This window comes from bacterium (genome assembly GCA_024742285.1).
GTDB lineage: Bacteria > Myxococcota_A > UBA9160 > UBA9160 > UBA4427 > UBA4427.
In genome coordinates this window covers 421,446-437,961 of sequence record JANSYR010000001.1, presented here as the reverse complement: position 1 = coordinate 437,961, position 16,516 = coordinate 421,446, and the positions used below count along the sequence as shown (strand labels likewise).

The following is a 16,516-nucleotide window of genomic DNA, read 5'->3' as shown; positions in this document are numbered from 1 at the left end:
GGAGACCACTCCAGAGCGGTCACGTTTGCGCTCGATCGGGCGCGGAGAAAGCGATTGGTCTCGAATCGGACGGCACGGCGGACAAACCTCTCGGATCCCAGGGCTCTCGGACAGCGCAGCGGCCGACGTGCATGCCTGCCCCTCGCCCTGACGGCGACCCTGGTCGCGCTGGCGATGCTCCTCGGCGCTTCGACGGCCCTCGCTGCTCCCCCGCCGCCCGGGATCTACTTGCTGCGCGACGGATTCCTGGGTGGCGAGCGCCTTTCCGGCGACGGTTCCCGTGTCGTGTTCAATCGGGGGGTCTGGACGTACGCGACTGGGTACGAGGAGGACGTCTATCCCCAGCCGCCCTATTCGTTCACCAGGCTCAACGCGCTCAGCTCGGACCACCGTTTCGCGATCGGGCAGCGGACCCCGCAGGCCGACTTCTTTCTCGTCGACGCGGAGACGAATACGGAGACGGTCGTCTCCCGGCCCGATCCGAACGAGTATCCGAGCATCTTCACCTCGATCTCCCCGAACGGCCGATACGCCGCCGGCAGCGAGTTCCTGGAATTCGGCGGCGGTTCGCTGCCTGAAGTCGCGATCTGGGACGCGGAGAACGGCGCGCGGATCGTCGAGCGTGATCCGGAGTTCGACGTGGTCACGACCGTCGGCATTACGAACGAGGGGGTCGCCTACGGATCGGGTTGGAGGGACGACCCATCGAGGGGTATCCGGAGCCCACTCGCGGGTCTTCGCTGGAATAGCGACGGAGAGGCGGAGCGGCTCGCCGGAGTGGATGCCGACGGTCTTGCCTGGTCGCAGCGATGGACGGGCGACATCAGCCACGACGGTGCGCGTCGACTCGGATTCGGCACCATCGAGATCGAGCTCGACGACGGGAGCGTCGGGGAACGGCCGGTCACCGCGGTCTTCGACGACGGCGGAGCCACGTGGATCATCCAGTACAACGACGACTTCTTCGGTGCGCTCGGGTCGCAGTACGACATGGAGCTGTCCGGAGACGGCTCCGTGGTGAGTGTGAATCGAATCGGCGATCCGCCACTCGTCGTGACCGAGGCCGCAGGTGTCCAGACCCTGGAAACGGTCATGCAGCTCGCGGGCCTCGACGTCGAAGGATGGGACTTTCGCTTTATCCTCGAGATGTCGGACGACGGGAGGGTCTTTCTCGCGGTCGACCAGGTCATCGAGGACTTCCTCGGCCGCCCCCGTAGTCGATCCCGAACCGTGCTGATCGTCCTCCCCGAACCCGGAACGGGTCTGCTGCTCGGACTCGGTCTCGCGGGGCTCGCGAGCGTCCGGCCTCGGCGGGCGACGCGGTCGCACACGAGCGACCGATCCGCCTAGCCCCCGAGTCTGCGAGCCGGGACGCTCGAACCAAGACGCGGTCCACGGCCCGGCCTACTCCCGGAATCGCTCCGCCGTCGCCCGATCGGCCCCCGGCCCGGCTTCGACCACGAGGTCCTGCGGCTCGACGAGGTTCCCGTCGGCATCGCGCAGGCGGAGCTTCGGGAGACGCCGGCCCGTACGGCGATCCTTCACAAGGATCGGCTCGTTGCCTTCGCCGAGGATCCACTCCTCGCCCCACTCGCGGAGCGACGTGACGATCGGGAGGAGGGCGAGACCCTTCTCGGTGAGGCGGTATTCGTAGCGGGTCCCGCTCTCGCCGATGTCGACCGTTTCGAGGATCTCGTGCTCGACCAGGCGCTGGAGCCGGTCGGTCAGCACGTTCTTGGCGATCCCGAGGCTCGCCTCGAAGTCGCGGAACCGACGCACGCCGAGGAACGCGTCCCGCACGACGAGGAGGGTCCACCAGTCGCCGAGGATCTCGAGGGACTGGGCGATGCCGCAGTTCATGTGTTCGAAGCTCTTTCGACCCATGACCGGAGGTTACGAAAATCAGTTGCTTCCAGCAACCAAAAAGAATAGGTTTCCGTCGTGCCCGAAACGCGAGGAGACTCCATGCCGGAAACCACGACCCCGCCGAATCCCGAATGGCAGCCGAGCGCTTGCTGTCTCTGCTACGCGAACTGCGGCGTGCAGATCAAGGTCGGAGACGATGGCCGCACGATCGCCCGCGTGAAGGGCGACAAGCAGCACCCGGTCTCCCAGGGCTACACCTGCAACAAGGCCACACGCCTCGACTACTACCAGAACGGGCGCGATCGACTGTCGAGCCCGCTGCGTCGCAGACCCGACGGCACGTTCGAGGAGATCGACTGGGACACGGCCTTTCGCGAGATCGCCGAGCGCTTCGGTCGGATCCGCGACGAGCACGGCGGCGAGCGGATCCTCTACTACGGGGGCGGCGGGCAGGGCAACCACCTGGGCGGCATGTACAGCGGCGCCGTCAAGGCGGCCCTCGGCATTCGCTACGGCGGAAACGCGCTCTCCCAGGAGAAGACCGGCTGGCACTGGACCTGCGAGCGGACCCTCGGCGCGCTCTACCACGGGGACTTCGAACACGCCGACGTCGCGATCTTCGTCGGCAAGAACCCCTGGCAGTCGAACGGGATCCAGCGCGCGCGGATCCTGATGCGCGAGCTGTCGAAGGACGAGGACCGGACGCTCGTGATCCTCGATCCGCGGCGCACGGAGTCCGCCGACCTGGCCGACGTCCATCTCGCCGTTCGCCCGGGTCGGGACGCCTGGGCGCTGACCGCGATCCTGGGCCACCTGGTCCAGCACGACCTCGTGAACCATGCCTGGCTCGAGGCGCACGCGTCGGGCTACGAGCCCGTGCTCGAGATCCTCGAGCAGATCCCGGTCGCGGACTACGCCCACTACGCGGGCGTGGCGCACGAGGACGTCGTCGCCGTCGCCGAGGCGATGGGCCGGACGGACAAGATCGCCGTCTACGAGGACATCGGGATGGAGATGTCTATTCACTCGACGCTCAACAGCTACCTCTTGATCCTGCTCTTCACGCTCCGGGGGAGCTTCGCGAACGGTCTCGGCGGTACGCATCTCCCGACGCCGATGGTCCCGCTCATGAGCTCGACCGGCGCCGCGAAGCGGGCGGACGAGGCGGGCTTCGAGCACGACTACCTCACCCTCCCGGTGAGCGGCGAACGGATCCTCGGCGGGCTGATGCCCGGCGCGGCGATCCCGGACGAGATCCTGACCGATCATCCCGAGCGCGCGCGGGGCATCCTGATCGAGAGCTCCAACCCGGCCCACTCGCTGCCCGACGCGAAGCGCTTTCGCGAGGCGATGGCTCGACTCGACACGGTCGTCGTGATCGAGGTCGCGATGACCGAGACCGCGCGACTCGCCGACTACGTCCTGCCCGCGCCGTCCCAGTACGAAAAGCTCGAGTCGACCTTCTTCAACTTCGAGCACCCGGAGAACTTCTTCCACCTGCGGCACCCGATCTTCTCTCCGCGCGAGGGCACGCTCCCGGAACCCGAGATCCACGCACGATTGATCGAGGCGCTCGGTGTCTTCGAGGACGGCGAGCTCGACGAGCTGAAGGAGGCCGCGAAGCAGGGGCGCGACGTCTTCGGCCCCGCCTTCTTCGCGGCGCTCGGCTCGAACCCGAAGATCGGTCCGCACCTGCCCTACGTCGTCTACCGCACCCTCGGCCCGACCCTGCCCGAGGGCATGGCTGCGTCCGCCGGCGTCTGGGCCCTGTCGCATCGCTACGCCATGCAGAGCCCCGATCTCGTCCGCGCCGCGGGCTACGAAGGCGAGGGGCTGGCGCTCGGGGAGCGTCTCTTCGAGGCCATCCTCGGCAGCCCGTCGGGCGCGATCGTCTCCCGCGACGAGCCGGGCAACGCGGCGACCCAGTTCCGGCTGCCGGGAGGGAAGGTCCGCCTCGACATGAGCGAGATGCTCGACGAGATGCGGGGCCTGCGTGAGCAGCACGTGCCGGAGGGCGGCCCCGACTTCCCGATGATCCTGGCCGCCGGGGAACGCCGTGGCTACACGGCGAATACCTGCATCCGCGATCCCGAGTGGATGAAGGGCAAGGACAGCACCCAGCTCTCGGTCCACCCCAAGGACGCCGAGCAGCTCGGTCTCGCCGACGGCGACTTCGCCCGCGTCGTCACCCATCGTGGCAGCGCCGAGGTCCAGGTCCAGACCAGCGATCGGATGCGCGAGGGCACGCTCTCGATCCCGAACGGCCTGGGGCTCGTCTATCCCGATGCCGACGGCAACGACGTCGTGACGGGAGTGTCTCCCAACGAGCTCACGGCGAGCGCGGACCGCGATCCGTGGGCCGGGACGCCCTGGCACAAGTACGTCCACGCGCGGTTGGAGACGCTCTAGGGGGCGGCTCAGCTCGACTCCGACGAGGCGAGAGGACCGGTGTGCGCCGACGGGGACCGGAGCGCGCGCAGGACGAGCGTGGGTCGCGAGGACGTATCCGACGCGCGGCCTTCGGTCACGGCCGCGCAACGATTCGTGCGCGATTCAGCAACGCCTTCGTGGGGTCGTAGCGCGCGCGTCGCTTCCGTGAAGCCATGTGGGCATTTCATGGAGATCGCGAAGCGCCGTCGGGACGATCTCCCGACGATTCCGAGGCCGGCGCCAATTCCGGCCGCGGGCGGTGTATCTCCGGACCGGTTGCACGCGCCCCCCTGACGACTCGGGTGCCCGCCGGTGGAGCGGCCGCAAGCGAGTCGCGCGATGTCGCCTCGGAGTCCCCTGATGGCCGTTCGTCTACGCTCGCTCGCTGCCCCGGTCCTGTTCGCCGTACTCAGTCCGGTCCTCTTTGCCTTCGTGTTCAACGTCGGTCGGGGAGGGGATCCGGACGTCGGCTATTTCGTCTTCTCGGCCTTTCTGTCGCTCCCCCTGGCACTCGCGCTCTGCGTGCTCGCCTCTCCGCTCCCCGCGAAATGGCGCGTACCGACGGTGCTCTCCGGTTGGACCGGATTGCAGGTCGCGATCCTGCTCGGGCCGATCCCCGGCACGATCGCGGCGTGCCTCGCGCTGGCCGCGCTCTCGATGCCGACGCCGCTGGCCACCAGCGCCTGGCGGCTCGGTCTCGCCGTCGGGTTGTCGTCGAGCGTCGGGTTCTTCGTGTCCGAGCGGATCGTGGAGAAGCTCGGTGTCGCGGCGTTTCAGGGTGAGGCTTCGGTCCCGATCGCCCAATCCCTGGCGATCCTGGTCTCGATTGCCGGGTACGCGGCCTGCGAGCGGCTCGCCACCGTATCGCGTCCGATGGGTCTTCTTCCGTCGCTCGCCCTCGCGTCGCTCGCCGCGACCGTCGCGATCCCCTTCGTTCTCGGCGCGCCTGCGCCGACTCGGACGATCCCGTCGCCCTCCGTCGCCGACGCTGTCGCATCACCACGGTCCGACGTGATCCTGCTCGTCCTCGACACCGTTCGTGCCGACCACATGTCGGTCTACGGATACCACCGGAAGACGACGCCCCAGCTCGAAGCGTTCCTCGAGCGCCGCGAGCAGGCCGTCGCCTATCCCTGGGCCTTCGCGAACGGGACCTGGACGCTTCCGTCCCACGCCTCGCTCTTCACGGGCGAGCTCGCGTCGCGTCACGGGGTGCAGGCCGAGAGCGCGCTCTCAGCGACCGGGATCCGAAGCGTCGAGCTCGACGCGGTCGAGACGCTGGCCGAGGTCCTCTTCGACGACGGCTATCGCACGGCGGGGATCTTCGCGAACGGCTGGCTCGAAATGGCGAGTGGACTCGAACGTGGCTTCGAGGTCTTCTTCCGCCCGCTCGGCGTGACGACCCGGCCCCCCGTCACCGAGGCGATCCGCCGCAGATGGTTGCCCGGCTGGCACGCCAAGGCCGGGGAGGGCCTCGCGACCGCGGCGACGATCAACGACGCCGTCGTCGAGGCGCTGGAGTCGTGTGGCGCTGCCCCTTGCTTCGTCTTCGGTAACTATCTCGAGGCTCACGCGCCCTACGTCCCGGAGCGCGAGTTCTTCGGCACGTTCGCTTCGCCCGAGGTCGCTCCGGGCCCGGCCCAGCCCGAGCACGAGGCGTCCGAGCTCGCCCTCGTGGAGGCACGCTACGACGAAGAGATTCGCGAGCTCGATGCTGCGCTCGGATCGCTGATCGCGGATCTCGAGCGGAGTGGACGCCTCGACCGTTCGTGGCTCGTGATCACTTCCGACCACGGCGAGGCGTTCGGAGAACACGGGCTCGTGGAGCACGGGTCGACCGTGTACGGAGAGGTCACGCGCATTCCGCTGATCGTCAGTCCGCCCCTCGGCCACCGGATTCGCGCGACCTCCGAACCGGTCGGCCTGATCGACGTCGGCGCCACGATCGCGGCGATCGGAACGGGGCGGACGATCGGATCGGGGCGCGACCTGCGTTCCCCCGATCCGATCAAAGCCGTGGTGCAGATCGAGATGTTCCCCAACGCGCTCAAGGTCGCGCGACACGGTCTGGACCATGGGCGCCCCGCCCGGGCCACCGTCGACGGATCGTTGAAGCTCGTCGACCACGCCGGAACGCCCGTCGAACTCTTCGACCTCGAAGTCGACGCGCTCGAACGCCACGACATCGCTGCCAGCCACGCGGAACTCGCGGCCGCCCTGGAGTCTTCGCTCCCGGATCTGGCGACGCACGAGAAGGAGAACGCAGCGATGACGCTTACCGCGGCCCAGCGTGAGCAGCTCCGCGTCCTCGGGTATCTGGACTGAGCCCTGCCTTCATGGAACTGCGCGCCGGTCCCGATTCGGATCGATCCCGGCGACCCGTCTTCCGACGTTCACTCGAGCGCGGTGGGCTCGCGTCGCGGTCGCGCGGGGAAGAACGTGATCGTTCGCGCCTGGTCGTCGCGGTAGGCGAACCGCTTCTGGACCGTGTACACGATCCTGGTGACGAAGAGCGCGCAAAGTCCGGGCGCGAGCCAGAGCACGATGCGTACCGAGTCGCGCGTACGATCGCGAAACACGCGAGATGGAGGACCAGCGGCTGGAGGTAGGGCATCGTGTATTCCTCCCGGATGCGGCTGGGGTACCCCGGTTTCGGGCAGGGGCGCGTCGGGGGGGCGGTGCCTGAGGGGCGCGCCATGTCGTAGAGTCTCGGTGTGAACCGACAGGAGTGTCCTCATGTCCCGAGCAGCCCTTCGACTCACCCCGCTCTGCGCCCTGATCACGGCGCTCGCGCTCGCCTCCCTCGTCGCGGGTTGCGAGGGCGACGGCCCTGCGGTGGTCTCCGCGCCGGACTCGACGCCTTCCTCCACGGAAGAGTGTGGGCGCAAGGGGCCGGCGCGCGCGATCTGCGGCTTCACGAATCCCGAGGACATGGTTCCGCTCCCCGGAGACCGGGCGCTCCTGATCGGTGAGTACGGCCAGAGCGCGGACGATCATTCGGGTGGATTGGTCGTCTTCGACCTGGCCTCCGAATCGAGAACCGTCGTCTTCCGGGGAGGGGAGGTCGCGGCGACCGCGGAAGCGGGCTGGGGCGCACCCGAATGCACGACCGCCCCGGGCGAGGGCTTCAACAGTCATGGCATCGACCTGGTGCGTCGAGACGACGGGCGGCTCGCCTTGCTCGTCGTTCAGCACGGCAGCCGAGAGGCCGTCGAGTTCTTCGAGGTCCGCGAGACCGGGACCGGCTGGCAGGTGGATTGGCGCGGTTGCGTGCCGAGTCCGCCGGACGCGTCGCTGAACGAGGTCGCGGCCCTCTCCGACGGGAGCTTCTTCACGACGAAGATGGCGTCGATCGCCGGTGCAGCTGACCTGTCCGGTGGCTTCCCCGACGGACCGACGGGCACCGCCTTCTACTGGTCCGCGGAAGGGGGCTTCGTCGTCGTTGCCGGCACTGCCGGCGTCATGCCCAACGGCATCGCCTCGTCTCCGGACGGCCGAACGATCTACATGAACGCGAGCGGCGAGAACAGCATCCGGAAGGTCGACGTCGCGCGAGGTGTCGAAGTCGGACGCGCGGTCGTGTCCTCGCCGGACAACGTGACCTGGTCGACCGACGGACGTCTTCTCGTCGCCTCGCTTCGCGGGATCGACGACCCGGAGCTCTTCGAGGCGTGCCTCGCAGCTTCGGATCGGCCCTGCCCGATCCCCTTCGCGATCGTTGCGGTCGATCCCGAGTCGATGATGAATCTCGGTGTCGTCTACGAGAGCGACGGAGAGCCGATGGGCGCTGGCACGGTCGGTCTCCAGGTCGGCAACGAGCTCTTCGTCGGCTCCTTCAAGGGCGATCGGATCCTGCGGATCGCGCTCGGCGACGACTGAGCCCGACGACCCTCCGGTCGTCGTCGGGTAGGCTTCGATCGGCATGAGCGAAGACACTCGCCATGCAAACGGTACCCACGACACCCACGACGCCTGCGCCCCGAGCGAGATCGCGCGGCACGTGCGCGAAGTGGGCCTTCGGGCCTCGCGATCCCATCCCGCGTCGCGTCGCGTCGCATCTAGGACGAGGACGAGGAGGGCGAAGATGGAGATGTGGCGGTACTACGACGTGACGCATGCGCGCCACGGCCTGATGAATCCGTTCTCGCCCGAGCGGATCATCGAGCTCGGCGAGGTGCTCGGGCTCGAGGCCGGGACGCGGGTGCTCGACCTCGCGTGCGGTCACGCCGAGATGTTGATGCTCTGGCACGAGTGCTTCGGGGTCACCGGCGTCGGCGTCGACGCGTCGCCCTATCACTTCGCCCGGGCGGTCGAGCGGAAGGCGGAGCGGCTACCCGACGCCGACCTCGTGCTCGTGGAGGGCGACGGCAGGGACTTCGCGAGCGACGAGCGCTTCGACGTCGCGGTGTGTCTCGGCGCGTCCTGGATCTGGGAGGGACATGCCGGGACGCTGCGCGCGCTGACCGCGCATGCGAAGCCCGGAGGCATCGTCGTCGTCGGTGAACCGCACTGGCGGTCCGCGCCGACGCCTGCGTACCTCGCGGCCGAGGGACTCACGCGCGAAGTCTTCCATGACCTGGCCGGTTGCCACGCCGTCGCGGTCGAGCAGGGACTCAAACTGCTCTGGATGTCGGACGCCTCGCTGCAGGATTGGGACCGCTACGAGATGTTGCAGAACGCGGCGCTCGACGCCTTCGCGCGGGAGCACCCGGACGATCCGGACCTGCCCGATCTGGTCGCGAAGCGACGGGCGGCCGATCAGGCCTACTTCGCCTGCGGCCGGGACGCCCTCGGCTGGGCCGTCTGGGCCTTCCGCGTTCCCGGCTGAGGAGAGTCTCGGGACGCGAGCGCCAGGGCGAACGCAGCCCGGCGGGACGATCCGGAGAGCCCGGCGGCGCCCCGGCTGCAGGTGGCCCCGCGTGCCCGGAATCGTCCGCAAAGGGTCGGAATTTCGACGGAATTCGACCGCTCTTTGAAGCGCTTCACAGTTCGAGGGGCCGCATCGGCCGAGACTCCCGGTATCGGGCCAGGCAAGCACGCCAGGCCGCGAGAACCACCTGGAGATCCCGACCATGCTTCGCTCCCTCGACCGCCTGTGCTTCATCGCCCCGCTCTTCGCCCTCGCGACGCTCTTCGCGGGGATCCTCGCGGACGAGGCCGCGGCGGCGGACCGCTCCTCCCTCGCGACCGTCCACTCGGGCAGCGAGCCGGTGACGGTGCCGACCGTCGATCCCCGACTCGAGACCTGCATCCGAATCGACCCGCGGACCGGCGCGTTCGCTCCCTGTCCCGAAAAGACGTCGACGGGAAGCGGCAGCGGGGGCGGACTCGCCGCGCCGGGCTCGCCGCTGCCGCCGGCGCCCGAACCGGTCGACTTCTTCGACGCGGACTACGACATCGCCGACTTCGACGCGGATCCCGACGGCGTGATGCCGAACGCGTACTTCCTCGGCCAGCTCTCGGGGATGGCCTACCTCGGCTTCGACGACGCACGCGAAGCCACCCAGGAGATGGGCTTCGAACAGGACCCTGCCTTGCTCTTCGGAATCGAGGCCGGCGTCGGCGACTCGAAGGCCTACGTGGTCTACGACGACGACTTCGTGATCGTCTCCTTCGAAGGCTCGACCGGCGGCCCGACGGGAACCGATTGGATGCAGAACAACCTGCAGTTCGATCCGGTCTTCAAGCCCGAGTGGGGCAAGAAGAGCACGACGATCTGCGCCTTCGGCTACTGCAAGACGATCGACGTGCGGTCGGTGGGGATGCATCGCGGCTTCCTGAACGCCGCCGACGTGATCTTCGACGAGGTGCTCGAAGAGATCGAGCCGCTCCTCGCCAGCGGTCAGCGTCGTCTCTGGCTGACCGGCCACAGCCTCGGCGGGGCGGTCGCCCAGATCACCGCTTTCCGCCTCGAGTTCGAGGAATCGATTCCGGTCCAGGGTGTGCACGTCTTCGGCGCCCCGGCCGTCGGCGACGTCCTCTGGCAGGAGGTCTTCGAGAACGAGGTGACGCCGAACGTGCATCGCTGGGGCATCCAGTACGACCCGATGCCGATGGTCACGGCGGAGCCCCTCTTCTTCCACATCGGCATCATGAACAACCTCTACTACGACGGCGACCTGCTCCTCGATGGCGGCGAGGGCGACGCGCTCGGCGGCGTCCCGCTCTGCGGCCCCCTCTACAACGCCAACTACACCCACATGCTCTACTGGCAGCGCATGCATGAAGAGATGCTCGAGTTCGACGACGATCACGGAATCCTGCTCGAGGACGCGATGCCGACGCCTTCCGAGCCGGGGTGCTGGGCGGACTTCTAGGCGGGTCGACCCTCGCCGCGTTCGTGGCCGCCTCGAAGCGTTGCTTCGGGGCGGTTCGCGTTCGGATACGGCGCATTGCAGCACATCGGGTTCGCGGCGAGTAGCATCTCGCTACCACGGCGATCGGGAGGAGACGTTCGATGTGTGACGAGAGGACCTTCGCGGACATGGACGAGGACGTCGCCCGACGGGCTCGCCTGACTCGGCGGGAGCTGGGCGTGGTCGCGGCCGGTGTCGGGCTGGCCATGGCGCTGCCGGCGGGCGCCGAGTCGGCACGGCTCGAATCGCAGAACGTCGTCGTCCCGACACCGGACGGGCAGGCCGATGCCTTCTTCGTGCATCCCTCGGAGGGGCGTCACCCGGCCGCCCTGCTCTGGCCCGACGCGTTCGGCCTGCGCCCGGCGATCGAAGAGATGGCGACGCGGTTGGCGAGCTCCGGATACGCCGTTCTTTCCGTGAATCCCTACTACCGGGTCGGACCGGCGCCGATTCCCGAACCGGGCTCCGATTTCGCGAACCCCGAGACCCGGAAGAAGATCATGTCGCTGATGGGTGCGCTCACGCCCGCCGTCCAGCAAGCGGACGCCGCGACCTTCGTCGACTACCTGGACGCGCAGGCAGCCGTCGATCCCCAGCGACCGATCGGCACCCTCGGCTACTGCATGGGCGGGGCCTACACGATGCGGACCGCGGCCGCCCGACCGGACCGGGTCGCGGCGGGCGCATCGTTCCACGGAGGCCGCCTCGTCACGCCGGGCAAAGACAGCCCCCATCTCCTCGTCCCCGAGATGAAGGCACGCTTTCTCTTCGCGATCGCCGAGAACGACGACGAGCAACAGCCCGAAGCGAAGGACGCGCTCCGCCGCGCCTTCGACGAGAACGGCCTGGCGGCCGAGATCGAGGTCTACGAAGGCGCGCTGCACGGATGGTGTCCGCCCGACTCGCGCGTCTACCACGAGGCCCAGGCCGAGCGCGCATGGAGTCGGCTGCTCGCGCTCTTCTCGGCGGCGCTCGCCTAGGCCGGGCCGGTCCAGGGCCGACTCGGCGGAAGGACGGGGTCGAGCCGCGCGCCGAGGGAGACATGCTCACTCGCTTCTTCGCCGACGTCGTCCTCCTGATCCACGCCGCCTTCATCGCTTTCGCCGTCGTCGGCGGGCTCTTGACGCTCCGCTGGCCGCGCGTCGCGTGGATTCATCTGCCCGCCGCGGCCTGGGCAGCAACCGTCGTGACGATGGGTTGGATCTGCCCGCTGACGCCGCTCGAGAACGTGCTCCGCCGGGCGGCCGGGGAGGCGGGCTACTCGGGAGGCTTCATCGAGCACTACGTCGTGCCGCTGGTGTATCCGGCGGGGCTGACGCGCGAGGTGCAGGTGCTGCTCGGGGCGATGGTGGTCGCCGTCAACCTGGCGATCTACGCGACGCGGGGGCTTCGGGCGAAGCGACGCGCGCGAGCCGGCCGTTCATGAGGACCTTCCGCAGCGGTCGTTCGCGCTGGGAGCGCGTGGTACCGTGACGCGATGCCCCTCGAGGTGATCGGCGCCGGCTTCGGTAGAACAGGGACACTCTCTACGAAGGCCGCGCTCGAGATGCTCGGTTTCGCGCCCTGCTACCACTTCGTGGAGATCCTCCAGCCGCGTCCCGGCTACAACGAAGGCCATCGCCCGGCCTGGGTCGATTTCATGAAGGGCCGCTCCGCCATGGACTGGCAGTGGCTCTTCCGGCACTACACCGCCACCCTCGACTTCCCGACGTGCTTCTTCTACCGCGAGCTGATGGAGGCCTTCCCCGAGGCGAAGGTACTCCTCACCGTGCGCGATCCCGAGCGCTGGTTCGAATCCTTCGCCGCCATGCACCGCGCCTTGAGAAAGATCCGCTTCGCCGGCTTGTACTCTCCCAACGTGCGCGCCATCCATTCGATCGGAAAGCGCGTGAATCGACGCCTGGGCAGCGAGCGCGCCGACCGCGACGCCTGGATCGCCGGTTTCGAGCGACACAACCGCGAGGTCATCGAGACGGTGCCCGCCGAGCGCCTGCTGGTCTACGAAGTCGGGCAGGGCTGGGAGCCGCTCTGCGATTACCTGGGCCGGCCGGTGCCCGCGGAGCCCTATCCGCACCTCAACGAGGGCGAGGAGCTCCAGTCGCGAGTGGTGTCGGCCTACGTCCTGGGGCGGAAGGGCGTGTTCTCGACCGATTTTCCGGCCGATCCGTCCGAGCGCGACGCCCGCTGAGGGTCGTCGACAGGCGAACGACCGCGAAGACTCAGACGAGAACGCTCCGTCGCGAGGTCGCGGCGGGACGTTCAGGGGTCAGCGGTTCAGTCGAAGTGGGTGCGAGCGCCGAAAAAGGGTTGTGCCCTCGCGTCGCCTCAGTGTTCGCGGCGATTCCCGGCCAGGCCGAGGCCCGTGAGGCCGAGCATCATCAGGGCCGCCGTTCCCGGTTCCGGAATCGGCGTGAAGGTCGTGGTCGCGACACCGAAGGCCACGTCGGTGAGATCACCGACGCCGAGTTCGGTCGTGAGCACGTCCGCTGCGGTGCCGGTCACGGTCAGCTCGAGGCCGCCGATGCTGATCGTACCGTCGAGACCGACGCACGGGTCGGCCAGGCTGCAGGCCTTGTTGATCGCGAAAATCTGCGCGTTCACGTCGAATCCCGGCGACAGCACGTCGGCGAGCACGAAGCCGGCGGCCGCGTCGATCACGAAGTTGCTGAGCTCGACCGTGGTTCCGGCCCTGCTGAGCTCGAGCACTGCGCCGTCGAGGAAGACCTGTCCGGCCATGAGATCCACCGAGGTCACGTCGTAGAGGACCGAGGGGCTGGGCAGTCCGTCGAAGAACACCACCTCCCCGGTCCCGCCCGGAGTCAACTGGATGTCGAAGCCGGGCGAGATCAGCGTGCCGAAGGAGGTGACGTCGATCTGGGTCAGTCCGTTCAGGACGCCGATCGGCGCCGCGCTCGCGGCGCCCGCGAAGACGAAGACGAGACCGGCGATCAGAGCCGAACCGAGGTTGACGAGTCTGCCCATGCTCTACATCTCCGAAGAAGAACGTGGCCGCAGGGCGCACGTTCGGATCCGGAGATGTGTGGCTTCGCGCGGGCCCTTGTGGCAGAAGGAATGCGCCAGGTTGGCAGAGAAACACGGAACCCGCGCAGATTCGTGTCGAAAATGACCCATTCGCAGGGGCCGACGGCGGAATCACGAGGTTCCCGGCCGGGAACTCGTCCGCGGGTGCTCAGCCGAGCTTCGAGAAGGCCGACATGCCGCCCTCCACGAGGGCAAGGACCTCGGCCATCTGCTGCAGCTCGAAGCCGAGCGGCTCGACGAGCTCTCCGACCATCATGTCGGACTCGGGGCTCGCGCCGGGCTGCCAGCCGCGCATGCCGAGATGGATCAGCGTGTCCGCGGCGTAGAGGCCCTTGGCGAGCGGCCGACTGGCCTCCGGGCATTGCTCGGGCTGCTCCTGCCAGACGACCGCGTCGACGAGATCGTCGTCGAACGCCCACGCCGACAGCGCGATCGCGCCGAGCTCGCACCGGATCACGTCGCCTGCAGCCTCGATCGTGGCCGCGCTCGGCGTCTTCGTCTTCCTGGCCGTCGCGGCCGCGACCGTGGCGAGCAGGACGATTCGACCGACGTCCTGAACCAGGCCGAGCAGGAACGCGCTGTCGCGCCAGCGCGGATCGTGTTCGAGAAGCGCGAGCGTGGCGAGCGCGTTCGCGAGGGATCGCTGCCAGAGCATGTCCATCTCTCGCTCGAAACCGGGCATGTGGAACACGGAGGACCGGAAGGCGACGCCGGCGATGATGGTCTTGGCCTGCTCGAGACCGACACGCATCAGCGCATCATGGACGGACGAGGCCGAGTCGATTCCGGCGTAGGCGCTGCTGTTCGCGACGCCCACGATCTTCGTTGCGAGCGCAGGGTCCGTCTCGACGGCGAGCGCGAGGTCGGTGATCGCGACGTCGGGGCGCTCGAGCAGCCCGAGAACCCGCGTCAGCGTCGTGGACACCATCGGCAGGACGAGCTGATCGCGCCGGATCGCGCGCTCGAGGACCCGGAGGAGTGGCGTCCTCGACTCGCCTTCGACCCCTTCCTCCGAGAGTCGCTCGAGACAGGCCTCGACGTATTCCTGGGGGACGTCCGACATCCGGACGTCGCCACCCGCAGCGCCACGCCGAGACGCCCGCTGCTCGAAATCACCGCCCATGCCCGCTCCTCGACCCCGGCTCCGGGGACCCGGAGCCCGCTCATCGCGCCCCGATCCGCCTACTCGCGAAACGGCGGGCCCGCCGGATCACTCAATAGGGGGAAACCCGGAGAAATCGCGGTCCGCGACGCTCGTGGGTCGGCGACTTGCTCGAGATCATCGATCGAGGTCTCGTCCATGCTCGCGAGCAGGAACTCCGGTGAGCGCGACGGCACGAAGTCGACGAAGGTCGCGCGAAACGCCAGCTGGATCGGATCAGGGAATCGATCACGGCGCCTTGGATCTTCGCGCGGAGCGGGCCAGCTGCATCGGCGACGAAAGAACGCTCGATCAGGCGCTCCACGCGCTCGCCCATCGGGCGTGCATCGAGCGATTCGTCGATGGGCGTCCGGAGCAGCTCCTCCCGGGTCGTTGCCCGGAGCGCGCGCGACTCGGCTGGGGCCTCGATGCGAAGGCGTCGAGAATACGCGGGATCGGGGCGCTAGACTCGGCCCACGCCGCCCCGAAAGCCCAACACGATGTCGTCCCCCGTACGTTCGCCGCACGTCCCGCTGTGTGATCGCTCGATCGCCCCCGCGGCGCAGGACCGTCGAGCCGCCGCCCGGCCGGCGCTTCGGTTGGCAGGCTGGCTCGCGTTCGCGCTCGTCTTTTGCGGATGCGGAGACGATTCCGCGGACCAGTTCATGGGCGGCCAGGGGATGCGACGGTCGATTCCGGTCGTCGTCGGTGACGTCGCCGAGCACACCTTCGTCGACCGCATCGAGGCACTCGGAACCGCGCGGGCGAACGAGTCGATCGTCGTGGCTGCGCAGGTCACCGAGACCGTGAGTCGAGTACGCTTCGAGGACGGCGCCGTCGTCGACGCCGGAGCGGTGCTCGTCGAGCTCACGAGTCGCGAGGAGTCCGCGCAGCTCCGCGAAGCGCGCGCGAACTACGAAGAGGCGGTTCGCCAGTACGAGCGCGCCGTCGAGCTGCGCCGGAACGGTTCGCTCTCCCAGGCGCAGCTCGAGACGCAGACCTCTGCGCGCGCCGCCGCCGAAGCCCGGCTCGCGGAGCTCGAGGCGCGGCTGCGCGATCGGTTGATCCGCGCGCCCTTCGCTGGCGTGCTCGGGATGCGTAGCGTGAGCCCCGGGACCCTCGTTCAGCCCGGCGATCCGATCACCACGCTCGACGACATCGAGCTGATCAAGGTCGACTTCTCGGTTCCGGAACGCTTCCTGTCGGTGGTCGAGCCGGGGGTCGTCGTGCGGGCAACGACCGCCGCCTGGCCGGATCGACGATTCGAGGGCGTCGTTCGGGCGATCGACACGAGGATCGACCCCGAGACGCGCTCGGTGCGTCTGCGCGCCGACCTGCGGAATCCGGACCATGCGCTGCGTCCCGGCATGTTGATGGCCATCGGTTTGTCCGCTAACGAGCGCGTCGCGTTCTCGGTGCCCGAGGAGTCGATCGTTCCCCTCGGCGAGAAGAACTTCGTGTTCGCCGTCGGAGAGGACGAGAAGGCGAAGCGGATCGAGCTCCGGACCGGTCGTCGTGCGGGCGGGAAGGTCGAGGTTCTCGCCGGACTCGACGGGACCGAGCGTGTCGTCGTCGAAGGAGGGTCGATGCTCTTTCCCGGGAGCAGCGTCGAGGTCGTCGAAGAAACTGCGCGCGCCGACGCTTCGACGACGCTCGAGCCGACGGAGCAGGGGGGGTAGGC

General features: G+C 68.6%; 14 protein-coding genes. 10 read left to right on the top strand and 4 right to left on the bottom strand.

What is annotated here, in order from left to right; translation table 11 throughout:
* The first annotated feature begins 54 nt into the window (after window positions 1–54).
* Window positions 55–1,350, top strand: coding sequence for a hypothetical protein (locus tag NXI30_01940; protein ID MCR9092954.1), 1,296 nt, complete (start codon window positions 55–57; stop codon window positions 1,348–1,350).
* Between the two features lie 54 nt (window positions 1,351–1,404).
* On the opposite strand, the gene NXI30_01935 is transcribed toward NXI30_01940, so the two are convergent.
* Window positions 1,405–1,884 carry a helix-turn-helix transcriptional regulator gene (locus tag NXI30_01935; GenBank protein MCR9092953.1) on the bottom strand — a complete coding sequence of 160 codons (480 nt, stop codon included), beginning with the start codon at window positions 1,882–1,884 and terminating at the stop codon, window positions 1,405–1,407.
* An 81-nt stretch (window positions 1,885–1,965) separates the two neighbouring features.
* Here NXI30_01935 and NXI30_01930 point away from each other — a divergent pair, with 81 nt between their 5' ends.
* On the top strand, window positions 1,966–4,275 hold the full coding sequence (locus tag NXI30_01930) for a molybdopterin-dependent oxidoreductase (GenBank protein ID MCR9092952.1): 2,310 nt from the start codon (window positions 1,966–1,968) through the stop codon (window positions 4,273–4,275).
* 381 nt (window positions 4,276–4,656) lie between these two features.
* Window positions 4,657–6,621: a sulfatase gene (locus NXI30_01925; GenBank protein MCR9092951.1), complete on the top strand. Its 1,965-nt coding sequence runs from the start codon at window positions 4,657–4,659 to the stop codon at window positions 6,619–6,621.
* A 68-nt stretch (window positions 6,622–6,689) separates the two neighbouring features.
* Here the strand turns inward: NXI30_01925 and NXI30_01920 are convergent, their stop codons facing one another.
* Window positions 6,690–6,875 (bottom strand): hypothetical protein, encoded by a 186-nt coding sequence (locus tag NXI30_01920; GenBank protein ID MCR9092950.1) that lies wholly within the window; start codon window positions 6,873–6,875, stop codon window positions 6,690–6,692.
* Window positions 6,876–7,032: 157 nt separating this feature from the next.
* Between NXI30_01920 and NXI30_01915 the strand changes: the two genes are divergently transcribed.
* From NXI30_01915 to NXI30_01890, 6 genes are all read left to right on the top strand, one after another.
* The gene (locus NXI30_01915; GenBank protein MCR9092949.1) at window positions 7,033–8,175 is read left to right on the top strand and encodes an SMP-30/gluconolactonase/LRE family protein; all 1,143 of its coding nucleotides are present in this window, start codon (window positions 7,033–7,035) and stop codon (window positions 8,173–8,175) included.
* A 205-nt stretch (window positions 8,176–8,380) separates the two neighbouring features.
* Window positions 8,381–9,124, top strand: a complete 744-nt coding sequence (locus tag NXI30_01910) for a class I SAM-dependent methyltransferase (GenBank protein MCR9092948.1) — start codon at window positions 8,381–8,383, stop codon at window positions 9,122–9,124.
* A 244-nt stretch (window positions 9,125–9,368) separates the two neighbouring features.
* On the top strand, window positions 9,369–10,613 hold the full coding sequence (locus tag NXI30_01905; GenBank protein ID MCR9092947.1) for a lipase family protein: 1,245 nt from the start codon (window positions 9,369–9,371) through the stop codon (window positions 10,611–10,613).
* A 140-nt stretch (window positions 10,614–10,753) separates the two neighbouring features.
* The gene (locus NXI30_01900) at window positions 10,754–11,632 is read left to right on the top strand and encodes a dienelactone hydrolase family protein (protein ID MCR9092946.1); all 879 of its coding nucleotides are present in this window, start codon (window positions 10,754–10,756) and stop codon (window positions 11,630–11,632) included.
* Between the two features lie 62 nt (window positions 11,633–11,694).
* Window positions 11,695–12,078, top strand: a complete 384-nt coding sequence (locus NXI30_01895) for a DUF2784 domain-containing protein (protein MCR9092945.1) — start codon at window positions 11,695–11,697, stop codon at window positions 12,076–12,078.
* Between the two features lie 51 nt (window positions 12,079–12,129).
* Window positions 12,130–12,840 (top strand): sulfotransferase family protein, encoded by a 711-nt coding sequence (locus NXI30_01890; protein ID MCR9092944.1) that lies wholly within the window; start codon window positions 12,130–12,132, stop codon window positions 12,838–12,840.
* A gap of 137 nt (window positions 12,841–12,977) precedes the next feature.
* Here the strand turns inward: NXI30_01890 and NXI30_01885 are convergent, their stop codons facing one another.
* Both NXI30_01885 and NXI30_01880 read right to left on the bottom strand, forming a co-directional pair.
* On the bottom strand, window positions 12,978–13,634 hold the full coding sequence (locus NXI30_01885; GenBank protein ID MCR9092943.1) for a PEP-CTERM sorting domain-containing protein: 657 nt from the start codon (window positions 13,632–13,634) through the stop codon (window positions 12,978–12,980).
* Window positions 13,635–13,842: 208 nt separating this feature from the next.
* Window positions 13,843–14,817, bottom strand: a complete 975-nt coding sequence (locus NXI30_01880) for an HDOD domain-containing protein (GenBank protein MCR9092942.1) — start codon at window positions 14,815–14,817, stop codon at window positions 13,843–13,845.
* 518 nt (window positions 14,818–15,335) lie between these two features.
* Here NXI30_01880 and NXI30_01875 point away from each other — a divergent pair.
* Window positions 15,336–16,514, top strand: a complete 1,179-nt coding sequence (locus NXI30_01875; GenBank protein ID MCR9092941.1) for an efflux RND transporter periplasmic adaptor subunit — start codon at window positions 15,336–15,338, stop codon at window positions 16,512–16,514.
* Window positions 16,515–16,516: the final 2 nt, after the last annotated feature.